Below are 13,854 nucleotides of genomic sequence, written 5' to 3'. Positions count from 1 at the left end.
CTCCGTATCCCCACTTTGGTTCGCCTACTTCCCAAGGCATGTCGCCGAAAGCAAAAAGGCCACGGGGCAACTCCCCTTGGCCTTGCTGTCTCGTCGTCAGTACTTGAGCCGGATGGATCGTTTCCAGCATGGACGTTCGGCGCGAACTTTAGGACCTGAGGGGCTTGAGATCAACTAAAAATGTCGCGATTTCGCACGCAACCAGTAGATCGCTCATTACACCCACCTATGTAAACGACCCACATGACAGGCTGATGTTCCTTGCGCCTGCCCGAACGGTCGGGTTTCACCTGGCCGCCAGGGTCATGGTGCTATGCTCGGCGCCGACCTGGAGAGACCCGACTGATGAATTACCTGTTCCCCGTCCTGGCCGCCTTCCTGTGGGGTGGCAACACCATCGTCACCAAACTCAGTGCCACGGCCATCTCGCCCATCGAGATCAGCTTCTACCGCTGGCTGCTGGCGCTGCTGGTGCTCACCCCGTTCGTGCTCGGCGGCCTGATCCGCAACGCCGCAGTGGTCGCCCGCTGCTACAGGCAGTTGATCGTCCTCGGCCTGCTCGGCGGCGTGGTGTTTCAGTGCCTGGCCTACTACGCCGCACACTCCACCACCGCGATCAAGATGGGCATCATCCAGGCGCTCTATCCACTGATCGCACTGATCCTCACCGGCCTGCTGATGAAACAGCGCACGACTACCGGCACCCTGGTTGGCGGCACGATCTCGATCATCGGCGTGGTGCTGGTGATCAGCAATGGTCATTTCGCTTCCCTGCTCAACGGCGGCCTGAGCATCGGCGATGCCATGATGCTGCTCGGCACCGCAGCCTTCGCGGTGTACAGCCTGCTGCTGCAGCGCTGGAAGATCCAGTTGCCGATGCTGCAGACGGTCTACACCCAGGCCATCGTCGCCAGTGTGGCCCTGGCGCCGTTCTACCTGCTCACCGAGCGGCATGCGCTGACCGGTGAAGTGCTGGCCCTGGTCGGCTTTGCCGGCATCGGCGCCTCGATCTGTGCGCCACTGGCCTGGATCCACGCCATTTCCCGACTGGGCGCCTCGCGTACCGCGCCGTTCTTCAATCTGGTGCCGGTGATCACCGCCGTGCTGGCGACTGTGCTGCTGGGGGAACAACTGACGGCCTGGATCACCCTGGGCGGGCTGCTGGCGATTGGCGGGGTGATCGTGTCGGAGTACTGCCGCAAGAAGGCATAGGTTTGAAAGGCTGGCAGTGCTGCGCACTGCTTTCGCCGGCGGCGAAAGCAGCGCAAAGCGCTGCCACTTATCAGGACGCCGCCAGTTCCGCTGGCGAGACGATGCTGGTCTTGGCCCCGCGCGAGCGTCCCGAACTCAGGTAAGCGGCAATCGACTCTTGGGTCACCTCGCCCAGGAACACCCGCTCGGCGTCCAGCACCGGCAGCCAGGCGCGGTTGAACTCGTACATGCGCGACAGCAGGATGCGCAGGTTTTCGTCATAGGCTGCCGTGGCGTTGAACTCGCGCAGGAACTGTGCACAGGTGCCGGTCTGGCGGTGCAGGTCGCGGCGGCGCACGTAGCCCATGGCCTTGTTGTCTGCGTCCGTGACCACCACGTAGCGACGGTCCTGATCGTCCATCACCTCCAGCGCATCGGCCACTGGCGTCTCGGGGCTGACTGACGGCGCGTTGTCGGCGGCGTCTTCGGCCTTGACCAGCAGCAGGCGCTTGAGGGTGCTGTCCTGGCCAACGAAGTTGGACACGAAGTCGTCCGCCGGGTGCGCCAGCAGGGTGTCCGGGTGGTCGATCTGGATCAGTTTGCCAGCGCGGAAAATCGCGATCTTGTCGCCCAGTTTGAGCGCTTCGTCGATGTCGTGGCTGACCATGATCACGGTCTTGTTCAGCGCCCGCTGCATCTCGAAGAACTCGTTCTGGATCATCTCGCGGTTGATCGGGTCGACCGCGCCGAACGGCTCGTCCATCAGCAACAGCGGCGCCTCGGCGGCCAGCGCACGGATCACCCCGATACGCTGTTGCTGACCACCGGACAACTCGCGCGGGTAACGGTGCAGGTACTGCTTGGGTTCGAGCTTGATCATGCTCATCAACTCGCGAGCGCGGTCATGGCACTTCTGCTTGTCCCAGCCCAACAGTTTGGGCACCACCACGATGTTTTCCTCGATGGTCATGTTCGGGAACAGGCCGATCTGCTGGATCACATAGCCGATATTGCGGCGCAGGGTCACTTCGTCCAGGCCGGTGGTGTCTTCACCGTTGATCAGGACCTTGCCGGAGGTCGGCTCGATCAGGCGGTTGATCATCTTCAGCGTGGTGCTCTTGCCACAGCCCGACGGGCCGAGGAACACGCAGATTTCGCCTTCGTTGACCGTGAGGCTGACCGAGTCGACCGCCTTCACTTCTTTGCCGTTGCTCTGGAAAGTCTTGGTGAGGTTTTGAAGTTCGATCATTTCAGGAGTCCTTTGGGAGTCAGCGAGCGTTGCAGCCATTGCAGAAGCAGGTCGGCGATGATGGCCAGAATGCTGACCAGCACGGCGCCGACGATCAGCATCGACATATCGCTGCGGCTGATAGAAGCAAGAATGAGTACACCAAGACCGCCGGCGCCAATGGTCGCGGCAATGGTCATGACGCCGATGTTCATCACCACGGCAGTGCGCACCCCGGCGAGAATCACCGGTACGGCGATGGGCAGTTCGACCATGCGCAGGCGCTGGCCGAAGGTCATGCCAATGCCCTTGGCCGCTTCCCGAATGCCCGGTTCGACACCGGTCAGGGCCAGGTAGGTGTTGCGCATGATCGGCAACAACGAATACAGAAACACGGCGGTGATGGCCGGCAGCGGCCCCAGGCCCTGGCCAAATTTGGAATAGAACGGCAGCAGCAAGCCGAACAGCGCAATGGACGGCACGGTCAGCAACACCGTGGCACTGGCTTGCAGAGGACCTGCCAGGGTCGGGAAGCGGGTCATCAGGATACCCAGCGGCACGCCGACCAGAATCGCCAGGGTCACCGCGACGCCGACCAGGGTGATGTGCTGCCCGGTCAGGTGCAGGACCTGATTCCAGTCCATATGGGAGAAGGCGTTCAACAAATCCATACGTCTGTCTCCTTTAGTTGAGTGGATGCTGGCGCAGGAACTCTGCGGCCACGGTGGACGGGCTCTGATGGTCGACATCGACCTTGGCGTTCAGTGCACGCATGGTGGCGTTGTCGAGCAGTTCGGCCAGCGGTTTGAGCAGCCCGGCCAGTTCCGGGTGCTGGTCGAGGAACGCCTTGCGCACGACCGGGGCGGCGGTGTAGTCCGGGAAGTAATGCTTGTCGTCGTCCAGCACCTTGAGCTTGAAGGCGTCCAGGCGCCCGTCAGTGGTGTACACCAGACCGGCAAAAACCTGGCCGTTGCGCATCGCGGTATAAACCAGCCCGGCGTCCATCTGGCGGATGTTTTCCCGGCCCAGATTCATGTCGTAATGCTTGACCAGCCCGCCCAGACCATCGGAGCGGTTGGCAAACTCGGTATCCAGGGCAACGATGTGGCCCTGGTCAGCCTCGTCCTTGAGCACTCGGGTCAGGTCGCTGACGGTGTTGAGCTGGGGATACTCTTTGGCGATCTTGTCCGGCAGCCCCAAGGCGTAGGTGTTGCTGAAGCGCGACGGCGCCAGCCAGACCAGGCCTTTTTTGGCATCGAGTTCTTTGACCCGTGCGTAGCTCTGCTCGCTGTCGAGACGTTCCTCGACATGGTTGTAGGCGACCAGCGAAACCCCGGTGTACTCCCAGAGCAGATCCAGCTGGCCGCTCTCATGGGCACTGCGCGCCAGGTTACTGCCCAGCCCGCCGGTGATCTGCACGTCGTAGTTTTTGCTGCGCAGGTATTGCGCGGTGATCTCCGCGAGCATGGTCTGCTCGGTAAACACCCGTGCACCGATCCGCAGCAGCGGTTTATCGGCTGCTTGGGCGAACGCCGAGAACAGCGATCCCAATCCCAGAGTCAGGCTCAGCGCCAAACATAGCTTTTTCATGTCAGTTCCTTATCTCAGCGGTGCAGACCGCGCTCCAGCCAGATGCGACTACCCAGCGTGACCAAGGCATCAAGCAACAGTGCCAGCAACGCCGTGCAGGCAGCGCCCAGCAGCAGTTGCGGCTGATTGTTCAGACCAATACCGGGGAAGATCAGGCTGCCCAGGCTGTTGGCGCCAATCAGGAACGACAGCGGTGCAGTACCGACATTGAGCGCCAGCGAGACCCGCACACCACCGATGATGATCGGCACGGCATTGGGCAATTCGACCTTGAGCAGCACCTGACGCGGGGTCATGCCGATGCCGGTGGCGGCTTCTTTGAGCGAGGCAGGCACATTTTTCAGGCCTTCGTAGGTGTTGCGCACGATGGGCAACAACGAGGCGAGGAACAGCGCGAAGATGGCCGGACCACTGCCGATCCCGAGAATACCGAGAGCGATGGCCAGAACCGCGAGAGGAGGAACGGTGTTACCGATATTGAAGACTTGCATGAAGCGTTCTGCGCTGCCGACCATCGACGGTCGGCTCAGGACAATGCCGGCGGGGATACCGACCACCAGGGCCGCCAACATTGAAACCAGAACCAGAACCAGATGGGCCTGCAGGTAAAACAACAGGTCATCCTTGTACTTCACGAACGTATCAGTGCCGATCCACTGGACCAGCAGGGCCAGGAGCACGATGGTAATCGCACCTCCCAATAGCCCCTTGCCATAGCGATTAGCCACGGGCGGACTCCTTTTTTCAGTCGGCAAACCTCGCCTGTGGCGGCCCAATGGGTCGCGCGAAACGGGTTTGCGAAGAGCAGCAGGTGGGTCGCCGTAAACGGGGATGAACCCTGGCGAAAACACAAGCCATGAGCACAGCTTCGTCAAGCTGAAACGCAGGTAAATCAAGCCCTTGAAGCAGTGCCGAAATGGCCTGTTACAAGGGAATGGACGTCTCCGGGATCCGAAAGGTTCCCACGCAATGCAGCATTTGGCCACCCTTAATCGACTGAGCGGTTCGGCATTGGCCTTCACTTGCGCTATAATCTGCGCCCTTTTTTGACTCCCTTTTCAGGCGATTTCCCATGACCCAACAGGCCGCCGAAGTCGCGAAACGTCGCACTTTCGCCATCATCTCCCACCCCGACGCCGGTAAAACCACCATTACCGAAAAGCTGCTGCTGATGGGCAAGGCGATTTCGGTGGCCGGTACGGTCAAATCGCGCAAGTCCGACCGCCATGCCACCTCCGACTGGATGGAAATGGAAAAGCAGCGCGGCATTTCCATCACTACCTCGGTCATGCAGTTCCCGTATCGCGAGCACATGGTCAATCTGCTCGACACCCCCGGCCACGAAGACTTCTCGGAAGACACCTACCGCACCCTGACGGCGGTCGACTCGGCGCTGATGGTGCTCGACGGCGGTAAAGGTGTAGAGCCACGAACCATCGCCCTGATGGACGTTTGCCGCCTGCGCGACACGCCGATCGTCAGCTTTATCAACAAGCTCGACCGTGACATCCGCGACCCGATCGAGCTGCTCGACGAAATCGAAGCCGTACTGAAAATCAAGGCTGCGCCGATCACCTGGCCGATCGGTTGCTACCGCGACTTCAAGGGCGTGTACCACCTGGCAGGCGACTACATCATCGTCTACACCCCAGGCCACGGCCACGAGCGCACCGAGACCAAGATCATCCAGAAACTGGACTCCGACGAAGCCCGCGCCCACCTGGGTGACGAATACGACAATTTCGTCGAACAGCTTGAGCTGGTGCAGGGCGCCTGCCACGAGTTCGACCCGCAGGCGTTCATCGATGGCCAGATGACGCCGGTATTCTTCGGCACCGCGCTGGGCAACTTCGGCGTTGACCACGTGCTGGACGCCGTCGTCGATTGGGCGCCGCGCCCGCTGGCGCGCGCCGCCCACGAGCGGACCGTCGAGCCGGTCGAAGAGAAATTCAGCGGTTTCGTGTTCAAGATCCAGGCAAACATGGACCCCAAGCACCGAGACCGCGTGGCCTTCATGCGCATCTGCTCGGGCCGTTACGAGAAAGGCATGAAAATGCGCCACGTGCGCCTGAACAAGGACGTGCGCATCGGCGACGCCCTGACCTTCTTCTCGTCCGAGCGTGAAATGCTCGAAGAAGCCTATGCCGGCGACATCATCGGCCTGCACAACCACGGCACCATCCAGATTGGCGACACCTTCACCGAAGGTGAGAGCCTGGGTTTCACCGGCATCCCGCACTTCGCCCCGGAACTGTTCCGCCGCGTACGCCTGAAAGACCCGCTCAAATCCAAGCAACTGCGCCAGGGCCTGCAACAGCTGGCCGAAGAAGGCGCCACGCAAGTGTTCTTCCCGCAGCGCAGCAACGACATCATTCTCGGCGCCGTCGGTGTGCTGCAGTTCGACGTGGTCGCCAGCCGCCTGAAAGAGGAATACAAAGTCGAATGCGCCTACGAACCGATCACCGTCTGGTCGGCGCGCTGGATCGAGTGCGATGACAAGAAAAAGCTCGAAGAGTTTGAAACCAAGGCCTTTGAGAACCTGGCAGTGGACGGCGGCGGTCACCTGACCTACCTGGCCCCGACCCGGGTCAACCTGAGCCTGATGGAAGAACGCTGGCCGGACGTGAAATTCCGCGCGACGCGCGAGCATCATTGATATCACTGTCGCCCAGAAAGCCCGCCGCGAATGCCGAGGATGAACGAGGCATTTACGGAGCCGTTAAAAAAGCAGGCGTTCGCAATGAACGCCTGCTCAGACATCCCTGGAATGAACCGAACGCACCTGATAGGGGACTTTCGGTTCAATCACCGTGTTTTCCAGGTAACCGTGATTTAGAAGCAGGGCCTCTACAGTTTTCTCGCTGACATCAAAATGAAGAGCAGCTTGTTCACGAGAAGACTCTGAAAAATTCCCGACCAAATAATCAACCAGAGCGTCGACGGGACACAGAAACTCCGCGGCAAAGGCCCGCTGGAACTGCTGCTGTGCGGTAGCCAGATCAGTAGACACCTTCCAATGGCTACGGCTTTGCGCAGCCTCGTACAGGCTGGCGATGAAGCGGGCATATTCAAAGCGCCTGGCAACCGGATGTTTTTTGCGCGGTATCAGGCTTATTGATCCAGGCACGGATGTTTTCAGGACTGAGACACTCTGCCGATCAGCCACAGTAAACCTGTCGACCTGTTTCTCGGATACCCCCAGCAGTTGATACAACTCGAGGTCATCAATCGGCCGGTTCGCGTTATCAAGTGCAGCACGCAATTGCTTCGCAGCCGTCTCAGCCTTTTTCCAGGGCAATGCTGATACCGGTGTTGTGAAAGCTGGCAGCTCTGGCCTTCCTGAAATTCCAGGTTCCGAGTTCAGTTCCTGAATCAAACGAACCCCTTTCGCTCTCTGTGCTCCATGCAGTCCGATAAGAGGCGCCAACTCCCTCATGGCGTCTGGCCCCGTCGCCTGCTGCAGCCACAAAACTTCATCGAGCGTCGGCGCAGGACATTGCTCAGGGTCATAACCCATTTGCGCTTCCAGCACTCTGCGTTGCAAGGCCGCAGAGTCGTCCCGATCCTGGCAGACGTAACTCCAGAGTTGAGCAAGATCGCTATCTGGAAGGCCCATCGCATCAAGGCGTCCTATGACACTCTCGATAAACCCTGCGGCGCAGTTCTGGAAAGCGCTCAATGTCACGACACCTGGAGCGTCCAGACCGTACAAATAACGTACCGACTGATCTTGCCGGGCATTTTGCTCAGCCCAGATCTTCACTCCCTCTCCATCAGACGCCACGATCACCCGAGGCCAGACATAGCCATGATTGGCGGCTCCGAGCTCATGACTCATGCGCCAATCCAGCGAGGGACTGACTCCGGCTTCAGGCAAGGTCTCGTGACTGAGCCGCCACCATGACGAGGCCAGCCAAAGCGCCAAGGGATACGCAGACACGAGCACCGAGTCACTTATCGTGCGTGACCATATGCCCTCATTGCGGGTCAGGCATGTATCGGCCATCTGGAGTTTAAATTGCCCGGTGGTCGCACGAAGTACTGGATCACCCGAGCCGGGAGAAGACCACTCGATGGAAAAACTCAAATCATTCATGGCACCTCCAGCGGTCTAGAACCTCAGCAGCCAAGGGATCGCTATCAGGCATGGGATATCCGTGGTAGCGGCCTGTTTGCGGATTCTCAAGCTGCGCCTCAAGCGCAATGCCACCTTCTGCGACCGACCAGATATTCTTTGGCCAGCCGTTTTCCACTCTATCGCTGACGAGGCCCTTTTCCACGCCTTTTTTCAGTAATGCCAGGGCGACGTCGCGGGAGAAAATTTTCGCGACATCACACAGCGACTTGCCTTGTCGAGGATCAGCCGGAGGCGTCAGACCAAAATCGCCTGGATTTTTCTTGTGCTCCGGATTACCGCCATACGAAATAAGCCTGGCCCACGCTTGCAGGTGGCTTGGGGAAAACACATCAAACGAGGCAATCCGTCGCTTCAAATTAAATCTGTTATACCGTGTTTTCATACACATCCTGCCTGGTGCATCAACGATGCAAACGCTGATTGGCAGATCATCCGGGCTTTGATTTACCCAAGTGATCATTGGCTTGATGGTATCCAGAATGATCCGCATGAGCACCGCCCTCAGGCCGATTCAAAAGCAGATACGTTGTGTAAGAATTTTCTATTCAACGACACGCATACACCGCCAGCTTCTCCTGCATGAAATCCAGAAAGCACTGAATCCGCAGCGCCAGTTTGGAGTTGCGGTAGTACACCGCATTGATCGGCTGGCGATAACCGTTGTTGATATCGGCCATGATCGCAACCAGCCGGCCTTCGCGCAGGTCTTGATGGGTCATGAAGTGCGACAGGCAGGCAATCCCTTCGCCGGCCAGCGCCAGGTGGCGCAAGGTGTCGCCACTGGACGCCGCAATGGTCGGCTGAATCGGCAGGCGGTCGCCACCGGCATGGCGTAACGGCCAGTTATTGAGACTGTCGACCTGGGTAAAGCCCAGCAGGCTGTGCTGCCTGAGGTCATCAACAGTGGTCGGCCTGCCATGGCGCTCGAGGTAAGCCGGGCTGGCAACGATGTTCAAAGTGCAGCAACCCAGTGAGCGGGCGTGCAAGGTCGAGTCGCTCAACTCACTCAAGCGAATGGCAATGTCGGTGCTTTGCTCCAGCAGGTCGATGAACCAGTCGTTGCTGGTCAGCTCCAGCTGGATATCCGGGTACAGGCGGCGAAACTCGCCCACATGCGGCACCACGCAATGCAGCATGAACGGCGAGGCGGCATTGACCCGCAGACGCCCGGCCGGCTTTTGCCGCGACTGGGTCAGGTGTTCTTCGAGACTGAGCATTCGCTCAAGAATGTCCCGCGCCTGAGCGAGAAAGAATCGCCCCTCCTCGGTCAGGTCCATGCGCCGCGTGGTGCGATTGAGCAGCGTGGTGTCCAGCTTGCTTTCCAGCCGGCTGAGCGTACGGCTAACCCCCGACGGCGTCAGCCCAAGCTGTTCGGCGGCAGCGGAAATCGAACCGCTGTCGATCACGGCAACGAACACCTGTAACTCATCAGACCTGGCTTTCATGCTGCCTCCCCTGCTCAAGAGAGAGGATGGTAGCGCTGATTGGCAGGCTGATGAATGCGCTCAAACGCCAAACACCTCGCTCAGATGAGCTTCATAACGCTGCACATCGCCCTCAATATCCGGCCGCTTCATCACATCCACCGCCAGGAAGGTCGGCAGCGGCTGCATGCCCAAGAACTGGTTGGCCTTGTGGAACGGCAAGTACACCGCGTCCACGCCCTTGGCTTCGAAGAAATCGGTCGGGTCGTCGAAGGCTTGCTGCGGGGCGTTCCAGGTCAGCGACAGCATGTACTGCTTGCCATGCAGCAGACCACCGCTGCCGTATTTCTGCGACGCATCCGAACGGGTCCGACCGTCATTGGCGTACAGGCTGCCATGACCTTCGGTGAACACGTCGTCGACGTATTTTTTCACCGTCCACGGCGCCCCCATCCACCAGCCGGGCATCTGCCAGACAATCACGTCAGCCCAGAGAAATTTCTGCACTTCCTCGGCCAGCTCGTAGCCGCCGTCGATAAAGGTTTCCTGCACATCAAAACCGGCGCGGTCCATATGGGCCAGCGCGGCCTGGTGCAGGGTTGCGTTATAGCGGCCATCGGAGTGGGCGAACTGTTTGCCGCCATTCAAGAACAGAATCTTTTTCATGGTCAGAACCTTTGCCTGTCGGCACATAATCAGAGAATGGGCCGCAGAATAGACAGGTGCAGCAGCGCGACCAAGACCCGCCGGGGCAAATGACCTTTGCTTTAAAGTCACGAATTGCACAGTGATTACTGAATTAAAATCGGCTCACTGTCTATCGAGGAGATGCTCATGAGCGAGCCCGTCAGCTTCATCGTCTACGCCCATACCCGCCCGGAAAAGTCCGCCGAGTTCGCCGCGCTGTTCAGCAGTTACGTCGCTGCCAGCCGCCTTGAGCCAGGCTGTATCGAGTACCACATGCTGCGCGACCGGCAGGACCCGAGCCTGTTCATGTTCTTTGAAACCTGGGCAAGCCAGGCCCACCTGGATGTGCACGCCGCACAACCGCACATGACCCGCTTCGCCGAGCAGCGCATGGACTACCTGACCCGTGACTTCGACTTCCGCTTCGCCGACGTGCTCAGCCCTGCACCAACAGATGCAGACCCAGTGCAGCCATCCCGATAAAGAACACGCGCTTGAATACCACGGCGCTGATGCGCTGGCGCAGCCACTGGCCAAGCCACATGCCCAGCAAGGCCGGCAGCAGCGCCAGCCAGGAGGCGCCCAGTTCGGCGCCACCCAGCGCCCCGCTGCCGGCCAGCCCCGCCGCCAGCGCCAGGGTCGAGACGGTGAACGACAGGCCCAACGCTTGCACCAGTTGATCGCGCTGCAGCCCCAAGGCTTGCAGGTACGGCACGGCCGGAATCACAAATACCCCGGTGGCCGAGGTCACGATACCGGTCAGCCCACCGCACAACGGTCCCAGCCAGCGCTCGGCGCTGGCCGGCACCTTGAAGGCCGGTAACAACAGCCCGCTCAGCGCATAGACACACAGCGCAGCACCCAAGGCATGCGTCATCCACGGCCCGGCATTGATGCCCAGCCACCATGACCCCAGCCCGGTACCTACGGCAATCATCAATAGCATCGGCCATAAACGCTGGAGCAGCCCGCGCAGATGCCCGCCATTGGCCAGTTGCCAGACGTTGGTCACCGTGGACGGAATGATCAGCAATGCCGCCGCCTGCGCGGGCAACATCGCCAGGCCCAGCAGCCCCATCGCCACCGTGGGCAGGCCCAGACCAATCACCCCCTTGACCGCACCGGCCAGCAAAAAAGTGCCGACCACCAGCGCCGTCAAGGCCCATCCCAGGTTCTGATAAAACTCGATCAATGCGTTCATGGGCACAGCATGGCTCAGGCCAGACAGGTTGAACATCTGGCATATACTCAGCCAGCCTCAGGCCAAGCCTGAGGCTGAGCCCTGCAACGCAACCCCCAGCGCTGCCAGACAGCCCAAGGTAGTGATCCAGGCCCGTGCATGTCTCCCACATCTCCAATGACCCGGAATTCCCAATGCGCTTCGATCTCACCGACCTGCGGCTTTTCCTCAACATCCTGGAAACCGGCAACATCACCGCCGCGGCCAGCCGCAGCCATTTGTCGCTGGCCTCGGCCAGTGCCAGGGTGCGGGCCATGGAAGGATCGCTGAACAGCGCCTTGCTGGAGCGCAACCGGCGTGGCGTTACCCCGACCCCGGCCGGCAAGGCCCTGGGGCGGCATGCGCGGCTGATCCTGCAACAGGTCGAGCGGCTGCAAGATGAGCTGGCCGATTACGCCCAAGGCTTCAAGGGCCAGATCCGCCTGCTGTGCAACACCTCGACCCTGAGCGAGCACCTGCCCGAAGTACTGGCGGACTTTCTGGTCAGCCACCCGCATATCGATATTGATCTACAGGAACACCCCAGCCTGCGCATCCTCCACGCCCTGCGCCACGGCAGTGCCGATATCGGCATCGTCACCGATGCAGTCGACGCCAGCGACCTGCAGACCCTGCCCTTTCGCGCCGACCCGCTGGCGTTGCTCATCCCGGCCGGCCATCCACTGGAGCAGCACGACAGCCTTCGTTTCAGCCAGACCCTCGACCATGAGTTCGTCGCCCTCGCCGCCACCAGCGCGCTGGGCATCTACCTGGAAGAGCAAGCGCTGCACGCCGGCAAACGCCTGCGCATCCGGGTGCGTGCCGAAGGCGTCGACGGGGTCTTGCGCATGGTCGCCCACGGCGCTGGCCTGGGCATCGTGCCCCAGGCGGCAGTGGACCGTTGGCAGGGGACACACGGCTTCAGGGCCGTGCGCCTGGCGGATGACTGGGCAGACCGCCAGTTGCGACTGTGCGCGGTGGATTTCGCCGCGTTGCCGGGGTATGTGCGTGAGCTGGTCGAGGTCCTGGCAGCGCCCCGCTGAACGAGGCGCCAGGCAAATGCGTTACTTCAGCTCACACAAAAGCACGCGCCGCAGCCCGTTCTGGCAGGCGTTTCCCTTTCTTTCGTACGAAGTTTCCGAGAAAATCCCGACCGCTTGCATGTGTCAATTTCGGCCACTAGGCTGCGTTCGTCGCTGAAAAAACAGCGATCGGGTTTAGCAGCCTGACGAGATCATTGAGACATGCAAGCTGCCATTTATGGCGGCTTCGCGTGGGGCACCTTCGGGTGCGCCGGTCTTTCTCATGATCTCCCGGTCTGCTAACCCGCGTCGAAGCCGCCACCCTTGATCGTTTAGCAGCGATTCAGCGGTGGCCCCAACGAGGATCATGAGATGAATAAAGCAGTCCCCGACCCACCCAGCCTGGAAGACTCGATGGTCTACGTACTCAACGTGCTGCGCTGCGCCGCCGCCACCGCTTACGAGACCGCTGACAATCTGAGCGGCACCCAACGCGACCTGGCCTTTTCCACCCATCACCTGATCGACCTGGCCTGCCGCGTCGCCGACGACGCCTTGAGCCGGGTCGCCACGTAGCAACCGCTTCAGCGGCGAACGGCAGGGCGAACCTTCGCCGCTCACACGGTTCCTATCGGGGCACAGACACACAAGGAATCAGCATGGACATCCAGGACATCAAACGCCAGTTGGCAAAACCGGCGACCCGATTCGAAGCCGGCGGCTTTCGCCCGACCGATTCGCTGCAAGAAAGCTGGCTGGGCAAGGTCTTTCTTTACCGGCCCGATGAACAGATCCCCACCAATGCCGCCGGCCAGCCGCTGATTCCCTATGCGCAGTTCTACCTGCCGGCCCTGCCCTACGTCAGCCCGCTGCTGGACGGCGTGAACGTCATGACGGTGTTCATCAGCGAGCCTTTCCCCGACGGCGAAGAGCCCATGGGCGAGAACTGGCTGATCCGCGAATACACCGCAGACGATCAACTGGTGCGCAAAGACCTGAGTGTCGACACCTTTCTCAAGCCATTTGCGCTCAAGGCCACTCTGGTGGAGGCTGACTACCCGCTCTGGGATGGTGGCGGCGTACCCAGAGCGCTGGAGCTTGAAGTGCTCAAGCTGGAAGACGACGGGGTGATCGAGAGCTACTACGACCTGATTGACCACACCTACGACCACAAGATCGGCGGTTACCCCTCGTTCTGCCAGTCGGGTATCGATCCGGGCGACGACTACGAGTTCGTGTTCCAGATCTCAACCGATGACAAAATCCAGCTCAACGTGATCGACAACGGCAGCCTGATGTTCTGGAAGCACAAGACCACCGGTGAGTGGTTTCTGTACTACGACTTTCACTAAGCT

15 protein-coding genes are annotated in these 13,854 nt (G+C 60.4%); 6 read left to right on the top strand and 9 right to left on the bottom strand.

Annotated features, from left to right (window positions below; all coding sequences use genetic code 11):
• Nucleotides 1-345: 345 nt before the first annotated feature.
• A complete protein-coding gene (locus NRB16_RS13665) occupies nucleotides 346-1,212 on the top strand; it encodes a DMT family transporter (RefSeq protein WP_045487288.1) in 867 nt (288 codons plus the stop codon).
• A gap of 70 nt (nucleotides 1,213-1,282) precedes the next feature.
• Here NRB16_RS13665 and NRB16_RS13660 read toward each other — a convergent pair whose 3' ends face one another.
• From NRB16_RS13660 to NRB16_RS13645, 4 genes are read right to left on the bottom strand one after another with little or no spacing between them, the layout of a single operon-like run.
• Entirely contained in the window at nucleotides 1,283-2,440 is a 1,158-nt protein-coding gene (locus NRB16_RS13660; RefSeq protein WP_045487285.1) for a betaine/proline/choline family ABC transporter ATP-binding protein, read from the bottom strand.
• Nucleotides 2,437-3,090, bottom strand: coding sequence for an ABC transporter permease (locus NRB16_RS13655; protein WP_045487282.1), 654 nt, complete (start codon nucleotides 3,088-3,090; stop codon nucleotides 2,437-2,439). The genes NRB16_RS13660 and NRB16_RS13655 overlap by 4 nt, the downstream gene beginning before the upstream one ends.
• 13 nt (nucleotides 3,091-3,103) lie before the next feature.
• Nucleotides 3,104-4,009: a glycine betaine ABC transporter substrate-binding protein gene (locus NRB16_RS13650; RefSeq protein ID WP_253114980.1), complete on the bottom strand. Its 906-nt coding sequence runs from the start codon at nucleotides 4,007-4,009 to the stop codon at nucleotides 3,104-3,106.
• A gap of 14 nt (nucleotides 4,010-4,023) precedes the next feature.
• Complete coding sequence (locus tag NRB16_RS13645; RefSeq protein ID WP_045487276.1) at nucleotides 4,024-4,737, bottom strand: ABC transporter permease; 714 nt, start codon at nucleotides 4,735-4,737, stop codon at nucleotides 4,024-4,026.
• Nucleotides 4,738-5,081: 344 nt separating this feature from the next.
• Between NRB16_RS13645 and NRB16_RS13640 the strand changes: the two genes are divergently transcribed.
• Complete coding sequence (locus NRB16_RS13640; protein ID WP_045487273.1) at nucleotides 5,082-6,665, top strand: peptide chain release factor 3; 1,584 nt, start codon at nucleotides 5,082-5,084, stop codon at nucleotides 6,663-6,665.
• Nucleotides 6,666-6,761: 96 nt separating this feature from the next.
• Here the strand turns inward: NRB16_RS13640 and NRB16_RS13635 are convergent, their stop codons facing one another.
• Genes NRB16_RS13635 through NRB16_RS13620 form a run of 4 tightly spaced genes read right to left on the bottom strand, consistent with a single transcriptional unit; the run spans nucleotide 6,762 to nucleotide 10,237 of the window.
• Complete coding sequence (locus NRB16_RS13635; protein ID WP_253142509.1) at nucleotides 6,762-8,105, bottom strand: hypothetical protein; 1,344 nt, start codon at nucleotides 8,103-8,105, stop codon at nucleotides 6,762-6,764.
• Complete coding sequence (locus NRB16_RS13630; protein WP_253114981.1) at nucleotides 8,098-8,637, bottom strand: hypothetical protein; 540 nt, start codon at nucleotides 8,635-8,637, stop codon at nucleotides 8,098-8,100. The genes NRB16_RS13635 and NRB16_RS13630 overlap by 8 nt, the downstream gene beginning before the upstream one ends.
• A gap of 55 nt (nucleotides 8,638-8,692) precedes the next feature.
• Nucleotides 8,693-9,592 (bottom strand): LysR family transcriptional regulator, encoded by a 900-nt coding sequence (locus NRB16_RS13625; RefSeq protein ID WP_253114982.1) that lies wholly within the window; start codon nucleotides 9,590-9,592, stop codon nucleotides 8,693-8,695.
• Nucleotides 9,593-9,652: 60 nt separating this feature from the next.
• Nucleotides 9,653-10,237, bottom strand: coding sequence for an NAD(P)H-dependent oxidoreductase (locus NRB16_RS13620; RefSeq protein ID WP_257106331.1), 585 nt, complete (start codon nucleotides 10,235-10,237; stop codon nucleotides 9,653-9,655).
• Between the two features lie 168 nt (nucleotides 10,238-10,405).
• Here NRB16_RS13620 and NRB16_RS13615 point away from each other — a divergent pair, with 168 nt between their 5' ends.
• Nucleotides 10,406-10,741 carry a putative quinol monooxygenase gene (locus tag NRB16_RS13615; protein WP_045487261.1) on the top strand — a complete coding sequence of 112 codons (336 nt, stop codon included), beginning with the start codon at nucleotides 10,406-10,408 and terminating at the stop codon, nucleotides 10,739-10,741.
• Here NRB16_RS13615 and NRB16_RS13610 read toward each other — a convergent pair.
• Complete coding sequence (locus NRB16_RS13610; protein WP_253142527.1) at nucleotides 10,695-11,459, bottom strand: sulfite exporter TauE/SafE family protein; 765 nt, start codon at nucleotides 11,457-11,459, stop codon at nucleotides 10,695-10,697. The two genes, NRB16_RS13615 and NRB16_RS13610, sit on opposite strands and share 47 nt — an antisense overlap.
• Nucleotides 11,460-11,632: 173 nt before the next feature.
• On the opposite strand from NRB16_RS13610, the gene NRB16_RS13605 reads away from it, so the two are divergent.
• From NRB16_RS13605 to NRB16_RS13595, 3 genes are all read left to right on the top strand, one after another.
• Nucleotides 11,633-12,520 carry a LysR substrate-binding domain-containing protein gene (locus NRB16_RS13605; protein WP_257106330.1) on the top strand — a complete coding sequence of 296 codons (888 nt, stop codon included), beginning with the start codon at nucleotides 11,633-11,635 and terminating at the stop codon, nucleotides 12,518-12,520.
• A 351-nt stretch (nucleotides 12,521-12,871) separates the two neighbouring features.
• The gene (locus NRB16_RS13600; RefSeq protein ID WP_052483395.1) at nucleotides 12,872-13,075 is read left to right on the top strand and encodes a DUF6124 family protein; all 204 of its coding nucleotides are present in this window, start codon (nucleotides 12,872-12,874) and stop codon (nucleotides 13,073-13,075) included.
• Between the two features lie 83 nt (nucleotides 13,076-13,158).
• Entirely contained in the window at nucleotides 13,159-13,851 is a 693-nt protein-coding gene (locus NRB16_RS13595; protein WP_045487255.1) for a DUF1963 domain-containing protein, read from the top strand.
• Nucleotides 13,852-13,854 lie beyond the last annotated feature (3 nt).

The organism is Pseudomonas sp. LJDD11 (genome assembly GCF_024584215.1).
Lineage (GTDB): Bacteria > Pseudomonadota > Gammaproteobacteria > Pseudomonadales > Pseudomonadaceae > Aquipseudomonas.
The sequence above is the reverse complement of the archived record's forward strand: the minus strand, read 5'-3'. Positions and strand labels throughout refer to the sequence as shown.

What these genes read in the sequence shown, in the direction of transcription:
- NRB16_RS13665 (WP_045487288.1), top strand. Translation starts at nt 346, where the DNA reads ATGAATTACCTGTTCCCCGTCCTGGCCGCCTTCCTGTGGGGTGGCAAC.
- NRB16_RS13630 (WP_253114981.1), bottom strand. Translation starts at nt 8,637, where the DNA reads ATGCGGATCATTCTGGATACCATCAAGCCAATGATCACTTGGGTAAAT.
- NRB16_RS13655 (WP_045487282.1), bottom strand. Translation starts at nt 3,090, where the DNA reads ATGGATTTGTTGAACGCCTTCTCCCATATGGACTGGAATCAGGTCCTG.
- NRB16_RS13650 (WP_253114980.1), bottom strand. Translation starts at nt 4,009, where the DNA reads ATGAAAAAGCTATGTTTGGCGCTGAGCCTGACTCTGGGATTGGGATCG.
- NRB16_RS13660 (WP_045487285.1), bottom strand. Translation starts at nt 2,440, where the DNA reads ATGATCGAACTTCAAAACCTCACCAAGACTTTCCAGAGCAACGGCAAA.
- NRB16_RS13625 (WP_253114982.1), bottom strand. Translation starts at nt 9,592, where the DNA reads ATGAAAGCCAGGTCTGATGAGTTACAGGTGTTCGTTGCCGTGATCGAC.
- NRB16_RS13600 (WP_052483395.1), top strand. Translation starts at nt 12,872, where the DNA reads ATGAATAAAGCAGTCCCCGACCCACCCAGCCTGGAAGACTCGATGGTC.
- NRB16_RS13620 (WP_257106331.1), bottom strand. Translation starts at nt 10,237, where the DNA reads ATGAAAAAGATTCTGTTCTTGAATGGCGGCAAACAGTTCGCCCACTCC.
- NRB16_RS13610 (WP_253142527.1), bottom strand. Translation starts at nt 11,459, where the DNA reads ATGAACGCATTGATCGAGTTTTATCAGAACCTGGGATGGGCCTTGACG.
- NRB16_RS13635 (WP_253142509.1), bottom strand. Translation starts at nt 8,105, where the DNA reads ATGAATGATTTGAGTTTTTCCATCGAGTGGTCTTCTCCCGGCTCGGGT.
- NRB16_RS13640 (WP_045487273.1), top strand. Translation starts at nt 5,082, where the DNA reads ATGACCCAACAGGCCGCCGAAGTCGCGAAACGTCGCACTTTCGCCATC.
- NRB16_RS13605 (WP_257106330.1), top strand. Translation starts at nt 11,633, where the DNA reads ATGCGCTTCGATCTCACCGACCTGCGGCTTTTCCTCAACATCCTGGAA.
- NRB16_RS13595 (WP_045487255.1), top strand. Translation starts at nt 13,159, where the DNA reads ATGGACATCCAGGACATCAAACGCCAGTTGGCAAAACCGGCGACCCGA.
- NRB16_RS13615 (WP_045487261.1), top strand. Translation starts at nt 10,406, where the DNA reads ATGAGCGAGCCCGTCAGCTTCATCGTCTACGCCCATACCCGCCCGGAA.